The following is an 8,315-nucleotide window of genomic DNA, read 5'->3' as shown; positions in this document are numbered from 1 at the left end:
CCAGCCCGCCGCCACGCCCCCGGCGACGCCCGACCGGCCGCGCCAGTCGGTGCAGTAGGCGCCTATTCGATATCTTCGTTGAGCAGGCCCACCTGGGTGAATCCGGCGCCGTAGAGGCCGTTCATCACGGCCATGAACCGCTCGTAGGCGACCTCGGGCTCGGCCCGGACGAAGACGCGCCGCCCGCGGCAGTCGCCGCCGCCCAGCGCCGCGCAGACGTCGGCGGGCAGGGTGGCGAGCGAGGTCTGGCCCGCGCCGATGAACAGCGCGCCCGACTCCTGCACCGTGATGTAGACCGGCTCCTTCTCTGGCGTCGTCGGCGCCTGCGGCGGGGGCAGGTCCAGCTTCATCGACACGGTGGCCATCGGCGCGGCGACCATGAAGATGATCAGCAGCACCAGCATGATGTCCACGAACGGCGTGACGTTGATGTCGGCGTTGTGGCTCACCGCGCTGCCGGCTCCGCCCGCGGCCCCCGAAAGTTTGCTTCCCATCGCATGGCTCCCTGTCGCCCGGCGCGACCTCGCTCCGGCGCCCGCCAGTGTCGAGCTTGCCGCATGACATTTGTGCGGCCCCCGCGAGGCCGGATCGCGGCCATGAAAAAGGGCCGCCTCCCGGAGGAAGCGGCCCCTGTTCTGGGTGAACGGGCGCAGCGCCTATTCGATGTCTTCGTTGAGCAGGCCGACCTTGAAGAAGCCCTTGGACTGCAGCTCGTTCATGACTTCCATGAACTGGTTGTAGGTGACTTCCGGGTCGGCGCGGATGAACACGCGCTCTTCCTTACAGGCCGGATAGCCGCCGCCCAGGGCGGTGCAGACGTCGGCCGACAGGCCTTCCAGCGTGGTCTGCTGGTCGGCGATGAAGATCGAGCCCGTCTCCTGGACGGTGATGTAGACCGGATCCTTCTGCGGGGCGTCCGGCGGCGGCGGCACGGCCGGCGGCAGGTCGAGGCGGATCGACACGGTGGCCATCGGCGCGGCGACCATGAAGATGATCAGCAGCACCAGCATGATGTCGACGAACGGCGTGACGTTGATGTCGGCGTTCTGTTCAATGGTGTGGCCCTTGGCACCACCGGGTCCGGAAAGTTTGGCGGCCATCCGCTTTGGTTCTCCATCAGGCCCGGCGCGACACGCGGCGAGCGACGCTGAAAGCTTCGGACCGTCTCTTGGCGTCCCCGGCCCGGCTTGTAAAGCGGGTTCGGGGCGAAGAGGGTTCCATCGCGGGTTCCACCTTCGCTTTACGCCTCGCAGGCGAGCCGGATCAGCCTTTCGCGAGCTTCAGGAACCGGTCCTTGAGCGCCGCGTCGGACTTGAAGGCGCCAGTGAACCGGGTGGTGATGGTCGAAACGTGGCGGTGATGCACGCCGCGCGTCGTCATGCACTGGTGCTCGGCGTCGATCAGGATGGCGACGCCGGCGGGCTGCAGATGCGATTCGATGGCCTCGGCGATCAGCTGGGTCAGGGTTTCCTGGGTCTGCAGCCGGCGCGAGAAGATCTCGACCACCCGGGCCAGCTTGGAAATGCCGACCACCTTTTCGTTCGGGATGTAGGCGACGTAGGCCTTGCCCAGGAACGGCGCCATGTGGTGCTCGCAGTGGCTCTCCACCTCGATGTCGCGCAGCAGCACCATGTCGTCATAGCCCTGCACGTCCTCGAAGGTGCGGCTCAGCTCCTTCTCGACGTCGGCGTCATAGCCGTCGAACCACTCGCCATAGGCGTCCACCACCCGCTTCGGCGTGTCGATCAGACCGGGCCGGTCGGGATCGTCGCCGGCCCAGGCCAGCAGGGTGCGGACGGCCTTCAGGGCCTCCTCGCGCGACGGGCGGAGCCGGGGCTGGTCATTGTCGCCGATCAGGACCGGCTTGACGGGAGTGACGCTCATCAGGGAATTCTCGGACACGCGGCTTTGTAAGTCGCGGGGGACTCTTTATCAGCTTGGCGGCCTATATGGGACCGCCCGTCCGTCCCGCAAGAAAACTCTCCCGCAAAGTCTCCCCATGCCGCTGACGATCCACGACACCCTGCACCGCGAAAAGCGCATCTTCGAGCCGCGCGACCCCGGCCGGGTGACCCTCTACGTCTGCGGCCCGACGGTCTACGACTACGCCCATATCGGCAACGCCCGCCCGCCGGTGGTGTTCGACGTGCTGGTGCGGCTGCTGCGCCGGACCTACGGGGCCGACGCCGTGATCTACGCCCGCAACGTCACCGACGTGGACGACAAGATCAATGCGAAGGCCGCGAAGGAAGGCACGCCGATCGGCGAGGTCACCTCGCGCTACGAGGCGGCCTATCTCGAGGACATGGCCAGGCTCAACGTCTCCCCGCCCGACATCGCTCCGCACGTCACCGACCATATGGACGCCATCGTCGCCCAGATCGGCGCCATCATGGACCAGGGCTGCGCCTACGCCGCCGAGGGCCATGTCCTGTTCGACGTCTCGGCCTATGAGGCCTACGGCCGCCTGTCCGGGCGCAACCTCGACGACATGATCGCCGGCGCCCGGGTCGAGGTGGCGCCCTACAAGAAGAACCCGCACGATTTCGTGCTGTGGAAGCCGTCGAAGCAGGGCGAGCCGTCCTGGCCCTCGCCGTGGGGGGACGGACGGCCGGGCTGGCATATCGAATGCTCGGCCATGATCGAGGAGACGCTGGGCCTGCCGATCGACATCCACGGCGGCGGCATTGACCTGGTCTTTCCGCACCACGAGAACGAGATCGCCCAGGGCGTCTGCGCCCACGGCCACGCCCATGAGCCGGCGGCCCACGCCGAATACAGCCGCTACTGGATGCACAACGGCTTCCTGACCGTCGACGCGGAAAAGATGTCCAAGTCGATCGGCAACGTCCTGCTGCTGCACGATCTCGTGCAGTCGATCCCGGGCGAGGTGGTGCGCTGGGCCCTGCTGAGCGCCCACTACCGCCAGCCGCTGGACTGGAACCAGTCGCTGCTGGATCAGAGCCGCAAGGCCCTGGACCGCCTCTACGGAGCGCTGCACCGCGCCGCCGCCGTCGAGGCCTCGACCGACGAGCCGCCGGCCGAATTCCTCAAGGCCATCGAGGACGACATCAACACCCCCGGCGCCATGGCCGGCCTGTTCGCCCTGTCCAGCGAGATCGAGCGCGGCATGACGGCCGGCGACCACGGGGTCGTGGCCCGGGCCAAGGGCGAACTGACCGCCGCCGCCGCCATCCTCGGCGTGCTTCAGGCCGACCCGGCCGCCTGGCTGGAAGGCGATGTCTCCGACGCCCTGCGCGCCGAGGTCGAGACGCTGCTGGAACAGCGCGCCGCCGCGCGCGCCGCGAAGGACTGGCCCGAGGCCGACCGCATCCGCGACCGCCTCAACGCCCTCGACGTCGTCGTCATGGACGGCCCCCAGGGCGCGACGTGGCGGGTGAAGGGGTAGGACCTCGCGTTCACCTCCCCATTCGCGTCAGGCGAATGGGGAGGACAGATCGCTGCATTCGCATCGACCTGTCCTCCCGTCGGCCTTCGCCGACAGGGAGGTGAACGTGACGCTCTGCTGGCGATCCGCGGAATTATAGTCGGATAGCGCGGAAAACATCGCGCCTTTCCAGACATATCGCCTTTTCTCGACCCCATCTTCCCGCCCGGGCTGACGGCGGGCGCATAATGCCGCTCGTCCTGCCCCCGGCAGGCGCCGGTCTTTGACAATCGCACCCCCGCCGCACCGCCCGAGGCGCGTCGATATGGACTCTGCCGACTCTGCCCCCCGTCGTTCGGGAGTTCCCCGGGTCGCCGATGCCGACTCTGCGGACCTTGCTAACCGCGTTTTCGGTTTTACCCGGGTAAAACCCCGGCCCCTCAGGTGATCCGCTTCACGCTCACCGGATCGCTGGCGGGGAAGGTCTCCTCCACCCCCTCGTCGACCAGGGCCTCCTGGCGGTTCTCGGCGTCGCGCTCGTCTTCGCAGAGCTGATCCGGCTTGCCGGTCTTGGGATCGGCCCGCCGGGCCGCCGCGACGTCGTCGGGTCGGGCCTGCTGATGGTCGGTGCGGCCGTCATGCTGTGTGGTCATGGTCTGGCTCCTCAGTTCGCCGGATGGTCTTCGTCGCCGTCGGGGCCGTAGCCGAGGTCGGCGATGTCGTCGTCCGACAGCCGCTTGGCCTCCCAGTGGGCGGCGCTGGCCTGGGCCCCGCGCACGTCCTCCATCAGGCCCGCATAGACCAGCTCCACCTCATCGTGGGTCTGCAGGTCGCCGCCGCCGGAATCGATCTCGGTCAGCCGGGTCCCGTCCACGCCGTACAACTCGTCCGCTTCGGGCTCGATGCCGGAGGCCGACAGCGAGTCGGTCACCTCGTCCTCGATGTCGATATCGTCGAGGTCCTCCTCGTCGCCATCGCCGTCGGCCGAGGTCACGTCGAGAACGTCAGGCAGCTCCTCGAACGTCTTGAACTCGTTGGTCGGCGCGCCGGCGTCGGCCTCGTCGAAATTGTCCTCGTCGAAGACTTCCGACTGTTCCTGGTCGTCCGAATAGTCCTCGGGCCGCGGCATCTGACATCTCCCTGTCTTCGGGAGATCAACGCCTCTGCTTTACCCGGCGTTCCCCCCGGCGCCGCCCCGGGCCACCGCTTCGTCCAGGGCCTCGCGGATGCGGGCGATGGCGCCCTCCCAGTCGGCGAAGCTGTCACGCCGGAAGAACCGCAGATGCGGATAGAAGGGATACCGGTCCGTGCCCAGATAGTGCCAGTCGTCGGGGGCGGTGATCATCCACGCCGTCCCGCCGACCGCCGCCGCCAGATTGGTCCCGGCGATGCCGGGGCCGATCACCAGGTCCAGCGCCTTCGACAGGGCCGCCACGTCCTCCAGATCGTCCTTCAGGTCGATCGGCGGGGTCCAGATCGAGACGCCCGCCGCCGCCGCCGCCGCCAGATCGTCCGACACGTCGCCGCACTGCAGGTTGACCATCACCGCGCCGGGCGTGGTCAGCACCGGCCGCCAGCGCTCGAAGCTCGAGAAATAGCGCGCCCGCGACCCGGTCAGCACCAGGCTCTTCCAGTGCAGGCCGACCTTCAGGCCGGGGCCGAGCTTTTCCAGCTCGGCCTTCCAGTGCGCCACCTTGCCGGCGTCGGGGACCAGGTAGCCGCGCCGGTCGGGAAAGGCTTCGATCGAGGGCCGGTAGACCGCCAGCAGCGAGGCCATCGGGATCCAGGCGTCGACGCCGCCGTCCAGCTCCTCGGCGAACGGCACGTAGCGGGTGATCCGGCCCTCCAGCTTGACCGACTTGTGGCCGCCGACCACGGCCGTGGGGAAGGCGCGCTGGAACAGGCCGATCAGGCGAGGCTCGACCGCCACATAGACCTGACCCTCCGGCCCGACCGCCTCGATGGCGTCGCCGATGCAGGTGCCGAACACCATCTCGTCGGCGATGCCCTGCTCGCCGACGATCAGCAGCCGCTTGCCCCGAACGTCCTCGCCCTTCGGATCCCAGCGCGGCGCGTCGACAGCCACCCGCATGGCTTCGGGCAGGTGCGGATCGAGCCGCACCTCATAGGCCTCGAAACCCTCGGGAATGCGGCCCAGCGTCATCAGCAGCATGGCCCGCGCCATGCTCATCATCGCCCGCTCGTACGGGCTCTCGGCCCCCGGCAGGGCGGCGTCGATGTCTTCCAGCGCGCCGAGGGCGTCGCCCAGCGGCTGGCGGGCGTTGGCGCGGTTGTAGCGGGCCTTGGCGAAGTCGGGGTCGTGGCGCAGCGCCTCCTCGAAGAAGGTCAGGGCCGTGGCCATGTCGCCCTGGTCGCTCAGCACCGTTCCGAGCGTGTTCCACAGCACCGGCGATTCCGGCTCGACCCCCAGCAGCGCCCGCAGCGTCTCGATCGCGTCGCCGTAGCGCTTCTGGTCACGCTGCACGCAGGCCAGGTTGTTGGTCGCCTCCACATGGCCGGGATCGGCGGCCAGATACTTGAGGAGCAGCTTCTCGGCGATGTCGAGATAGCCCATCTGCTGGGCCAGGCGGCCGAGGTCATGCGCCACGTCCGTCTCGTTGGGCAGCAGCTTCAGCGCCGCCTCATAGGCCAACAGGGCCTGCCCCAGGTGGCCCGACTTCTCGCGGCAGATGGCCAGCACGTGCCAGGCCAGGCCGCTGGTCTCGTCCATCTTCAGCGCCTCGAGGGCGCGCTGGGCCCCGCGGTCGAAATCGCCCGCCCGGATCGCCATCAGGGCCGCCTTCAGCTTCTCCAGCGCCTTGCGCTGGGTCTTCACCGCCAGCTTCGGATTAGCCAGCTGGCGCGAGAGCTTGCGGATGGCCTCGGGGGAGGCGGAGTCGCCCGCGACTCCCTGGGCGGCGGGGGCGATCCCGTGGATCTGTTCGGGCGACAACTCGACGGCGGACATGCGGTGATCCTGCGGTGACCGCCCGACCATTGCCAGCGGGATCACAAGGGATGGTTAACCACGACTGTTTAGCCTGCGTTCGTTCCCGGCTTCCTAACGTCGCCGTGCGCCTGTCAGGAGTCGCCCCGCATGCCGCTGAAGCTGTCGCTCAAGCCCGGCGAGAAATTCGTTCTCAACGGGGCCGTGGTCCAGAACGGCGATCGCCGCGGCGTGCTGATCCTGCAGAACAAGGCCAGCGTGCTGCGCGAGAAGGACATCATGCAGCCCGAGGACGTCAATTCGCCGGCGAGGCGCATCTACTTCCCCGTGATGATGATGTACCTCGACGAGAGCGCGGCGCCGAAGGTGTATGACGAGTTCGCGATGCGCCTGACCGAGTTCATGGGCGCCACGCGCAACCCGCAGGTGCTGGCCGACTGCGTCGCGGCGTCGCGGCACGTGATGTCGCGCGAATACTACAAGGCGCTGATGGCCGCCCGGAAACTGGTTGATTACGAGGAAGGTCTGGCGAATGTCGCTTCAGGCGTACAAGACCGCGGCGACGCGGGCTGAAAACCCGCGCGAGATGGAGTACCGGCTGTTCGGGCAGGTGACCCGGGCGCTGATGCACGCCTCGACCGTGGACCCCGGCGACGTCGCCACGCGGATCGACGCCCTGGACTGGAACCGCCGGCTCTGGTCCACGCTGGCCACCGACTGCGCCAACCCCGACAACGCCATGGACAAGGCGCTGCGGGCGCAAATCATCTCGATCAGCCTGTTCGTCAGCAAACACTCCTCCGCCGTGATGCGCGGCGAGGACGATTTCGAAGCGCTGATCGACATCAACAAGATGATCATGCAGGGCCTGGCCGGCCCGGGATCGGCCCAAGCGGCCTGAACCCCGGGGTCAGCCGGCGCGGCGGATCAACTCGTCGGCGAGGTCGGAGGTCAGATAGCCGTCGGCGAGCCGCCCCGTCGCCATCTGCCAGCGCCGTAGCGCCGCGCGCGTATTCGCCCCGATGACCCCGTCGACGCCCTGGGTGTCGTAGCCGAGGGCCGTCAGGGCGCGCTGGGCGCCGATCCGCTGCTCGCGCGACAACGGCGCGTCGTCCGGCCAGGCGCCGACCAGCCCTGGCCGTCCCTGGATGCCGTCGGCCGTCAGCCCGATCGCCAGCGCATAGCTGACCGAGTTGTTGTAGCGCCGGATCACGTAGTGATTGGGCAGCGCCAGGAAGGCCGGGCCCCGCGCGCCCTGGGGCAACAGGATCGTCGCCTCCTCGCGGGCTTCCGCCGCATTGGGCGCGCCGCCGTGGGCCAGGGTCACGCCCTTCGCCGCCCAGTACGACCACGGATGGCGCGGGCCCTCGGCGTCCGAATAGTCGAAATTCGCCGGCAGGCGGACCTCGTAGCCCCAGGTCTGGCCGCGCTTCCAGCCGGCCTGGGCCAGCAGGTTGGCGGCCGAGGCGAGGGCGTCGGCGTCCGTGCCCCAGATATCGACCTGGCCGTCCTCGTTCTGGTCAACGCCGAGGCGCAGGTAGTTGTCGGGCATGAACTGGGTCTGGCCCATGGCCCCGGCCCAGCTGCCCTTCAGCCCGGCGCGGGCGCGGCGGCCGTCGACGACGATATCCAGCGCGTCCTTCAGCTGGGCCTCGGCCCAGTCCCTGCGCCGGCCGTCGTAGGCGAGCGTCGCCAGCGAACGGATGACGTCGTGGTCGCCCTGGACCTGGCCGAAAGCCGACTCCTGGGCCCAGACGGCGACGAGGATTTCGGACGGCACGCCGTAGCGCTGCACCACCGACCACGGCACTCGGTCGGTACGCTGGCGGGCCTGGGCGATACGCGTGGCCGTCACGGCGTTCTGGACATAGGCGCCGGCGGGGCGGCTGAATTCGGGCTGGTTGTGGTCCAGCCGGATGACCGAAGGATCGGGGGTCAGCCCGGCCAGCTCGCGCTCGTATTCGGCCCGACGGGCGCCGC

The 8,315-nt window shown here is 68.8% G+C and carries 10 protein-coding genes; 3 read left to right on the top strand and 7 right to left on the bottom strand.

What is annotated here, in order from left to right; genetic code table 11:
• Positions 1 to 62: 62 nt before the first annotated feature.
• The 3 genes from VGD32_RS10480 to folE form a co-directional block, all read right to left on the bottom strand.
• Complete coding sequence (locus VGD32_RS10480) at positions 63 to 494, bottom strand: biopolymer transporter ExbD (RefSeq protein WP_331031833.1); 432 nt, start codon at positions 492 to 494, stop codon at positions 63 to 65.
• A 162-nt stretch (positions 495 to 656) separates the two neighbouring features.
• Positions 657 to 1,100, bottom strand: coding sequence for a biopolymer transporter ExbD (locus tag VGD32_RS10475; protein WP_331031832.1), 444 nt, complete (start codon positions 1,098 to 1,100; stop codon positions 657 to 659).
• Positions 1,101 to 1,263: 163 nt separating this feature from the next.
• Positions 1,264 to 1,884: a GTP cyclohydrolase I FolE gene (gene folE, locus VGD32_RS10470; RefSeq protein ID WP_331031831.1), complete on the bottom strand. Its 621-nt coding sequence runs from the start codon at positions 1,882 to 1,884 to the stop codon at positions 1,264 to 1,266.
• A gap of 115 nt (positions 1,885 to 1,999) precedes the next feature.
• Between folE and cysS the strand changes: the two genes are divergently transcribed.
• Complete coding sequence (cysS, locus tag VGD32_RS10465) at positions 2,000 to 3,409, top strand: cysteine--tRNA ligase (protein ID WP_331031830.1); 1,410 nt, start codon at positions 2,000 to 2,002, stop codon at positions 3,407 to 3,409.
• Between the two features lie 419 nt (positions 3,410 to 3,828).
• Here the strand turns inward: cysS and VGD32_RS10460 are convergent, their stop codons facing one another.
• Genes VGD32_RS10460 through VGD32_RS10450 form a run of 3 tightly spaced genes read right to left on the bottom strand, consistent with a single transcriptional unit; the run spans position 3,829 to position 6,356 of the window.
• The gene (locus tag VGD32_RS10460; RefSeq protein ID WP_331031829.1) at positions 3,829 to 4,041 is read right to left on the bottom strand and encodes a hypothetical protein; all 213 of its coding nucleotides are present in this window, start codon (positions 4,039 to 4,041) and stop codon (positions 3,829 to 3,831) included.
• Positions 4,042 to 4,052: 11 nt separating this feature from the next.
• Positions 4,053 to 4,517 (bottom strand): hypothetical protein, encoded by a 465-nt coding sequence (locus tag VGD32_RS10455; protein WP_331031828.1) that lies wholly within the window; start codon positions 4,515 to 4,517, stop codon positions 4,053 to 4,055.
• A 39-nt stretch (positions 4,518 to 4,556) separates the two neighbouring features.
• On the bottom strand, positions 4,557 to 6,356 hold the full coding sequence (locus tag VGD32_RS10450) for a tetratricopeptide repeat protein (RefSeq protein ID WP_331031827.1): 1,800 nt from the start codon (positions 6,354 to 6,356) through the stop codon (positions 4,557 to 4,559).
• Positions 6,357 to 6,485: 129 nt separating this feature from the next.
• Here VGD32_RS10450 and flbT point away from each other — a divergent pair, with 129 nt between their 5' ends.
• Positions 6,486 to 6,908, top strand: a complete 423-nt coding sequence (flbT, locus tag VGD32_RS10445; protein ID WP_331031826.1) for a flagellar biosynthesis repressor FlbT — start codon at positions 6,486 to 6,488, stop codon at positions 6,906 to 6,908.
• Entirely contained in the window at positions 6,868 to 7,236 is a 369-nt protein-coding gene (gene flaF / locus VGD32_RS10440; RefSeq protein WP_331031825.1) for a flagellar biosynthesis regulator FlaF, read from the top strand. Before flbT ends, flaF begins: the two co-directional genes overlap by 41 nt.
• A 9-nt stretch (positions 7,237 to 7,245) precedes the next feature.
• Here flaF and VGD32_RS10435 read toward each other — a convergent pair.
• Positions 7,246 to 8,315, bottom strand: a 1,070-nt coding sequence (locus VGD32_RS10435) for a lytic murein transglycosylase (protein ID WP_331031824.1), incomplete at its 5' end; no start/stop codon positions are given.

It is taken from the genome of Brevundimonas sp. (genome assembly GCF_036402095.1).
Taxonomy (GTDB): domain Bacteria; phylum Pseudomonadota; class Alphaproteobacteria; order Caulobacterales; family Caulobacteraceae; genus Brevundimonas.
The sequence above is the reverse complement of the archived record's forward strand: the minus strand, read 5'-3'. Positions and strand labels throughout refer to the sequence as shown.